The organism is Roseateles sp. P5_B10, from assembly GCF_056400485.1.
In genome coordinates this window covers 1-1,645 of sequence record NZ_JBFULE010001018.1, presented here as the reverse complement: position 1 = coordinate 1,645, position 1,645 = coordinate 1, and the positions used below count along the sequence as shown (strand labels likewise).

Genomic DNA, 1,645 nt, shown 5'->3' with positions numbered 1-1,645 from the left:
GCCGATGTTCATGTTCACGATCTGCGTGAACGACAAATGCGGCGACAGGTGGGGCTTGTTCATCTCATTCCTCGGCCGGCAGCGCGTGCAAGGCCTCGCGCCAGGGGGCCAGCGCTGCCGGGTCTGGCGGCAGCGGACCGCGCACGCCGCAGATCATCGCGGCGTAACGGTTGGCCAGGTGCAGGGTCGCACCCAGGTCACGACCCAGCGCCAGCCCGGCCAGCAACACCGCCGTGAAGCCGTCGCCGGCGCCGACGCTGTCGACGAAAGCCGGCTGGGCCACGCCCTCGCCTGTCGCCAGCACGCGGCCGTGCTCGCCGTGCAGCACGTAGCCGGCGGCGCCGCGCGTCAGCACCAGGCCTTGCAGCGCAAAGCGGGCCATCAGCGCCGGCAGCGTGGGCTCGAACCAGGTGAGCAGGCAGCCGAGTTCGTCCTCGTTGAGCTTGACCCAGTCGGCCAGCATCAACACTTCAGCGGCCAGTTCGGGCGTGTCGGTGCCGGGGCGCAGATTGAGATCCAGCAGACGCGGGCCGGCCATGCGCTTGACCGTGGCGCGGATGGCTGCGCGCGAGACGGCGTGGCGCTGGGCCAGGCTGCCGAAGTAGACGATGCCGGCGTCACCCACGGCCGGCGCTTCGAGGTGGTMCCAGGCCGCGTCGACATGGATCTCGAAGCGATGGCCGCCGCCCGCATCCTCATGCACGCTGACGCGTCCAGTCGCACGGGTCGTATCGCGCTGGATGCCGTCGATGGCGAGGCCGTAGCGCGCTGCACTTTCCAGCACGAGGCGGCCCGCCGCATCATCGGCACCGACGCGACTGACGAAGCGCAGCGGCACATCCAACGCGGCCAGCGAGCGCGCCACGTTGAAGGGCGCGCCCCCGGCGACCGGGCCGTCGTGGAACTCGTCCACGAGGGCCTCGCCCAGTACCAGGATGGGACTCATCGCGCTCAGAAGCTGTAGCGCAGCGACGCCTTCACGGTGCGGCCCGTGTAGGCACGCGCGGCGCCGCGGCCGTCGTTGCTCTCGGTGTAGGCCAGCTCGTTGAAGAGGTTGTTGGCCGCCAGCGAGAGCGTCGCGCGGTCGGTGAGCGCGTAGCTGGCAAACGCGTTGACGACGGTGTAGGCCGGCAGCGTGATGGTCAGCGCACCGGTGGGGCCATCGTCCAGGCTCTTGGACGTGCCGACGATGCTGACGCCGAAGCTCAGTGCATCGTTGAGGTTGACCGTGGGCGTGAGCTGGTAGACGACCTTGGCCTGGCGCTTCGGAGCCCGGCCGTCAGCCTGCTTCGCATCGGTGTAGGTCAGGCCACCCAGCACGTTGACGACGCCAAAACGGGCCGAGCCTTCCAGTTCCAAACCGTTGCTGCGGTAGCTGTTGGCCCTGGCGACGATGGGGTTGGTCGTCACGTCGACGTTGACCTCGTCGGTCTTGGCGTGGAAGAGCGTGGCGAACAGGCTCATGCCGTTGCCGCGGATCTTCACGCCGGCCTCGGCCTGCTTGACCTTGTTGGTCGGGATGGTCGGGCTCTTGCCGTTGACGAGGTTGGGGTTGTTGAAGAAGGTGATGCGGTCGGCGTTGTAGGCAGCGCCGTCGGAATAGCGGGCGAAGACGGACAGGTCCTTGCTCAGCGCGTAGTTGCCA

The 1,645-nt window shown here is 68.5% G+C and carries 2 protein-coding genes; both read right to left on the bottom strand.

Annotated features, from left to right (window positions below; all coding sequences use genetic code 11):
• Positions 1–64: 64 nt before the first annotated feature.
• Positions 65–946 (bottom strand): PfkB family carbohydrate kinase, encoded by an 882-nt coding sequence (locus AC1DU6_RS30345; RefSeq protein ID WP_477861785.1) that lies wholly within the window; start codon positions 944–946, stop codon positions 65–67.
• A gap of 5 nt (positions 947–951) precedes the next feature.
• The coding region (locus tag AC1DU6_RS30340; protein ID WP_477861783.1) for a TonB-dependent receptor domain-containing protein at positions 952–1,645 on the bottom strand (694 nt) is incomplete at its 5' end.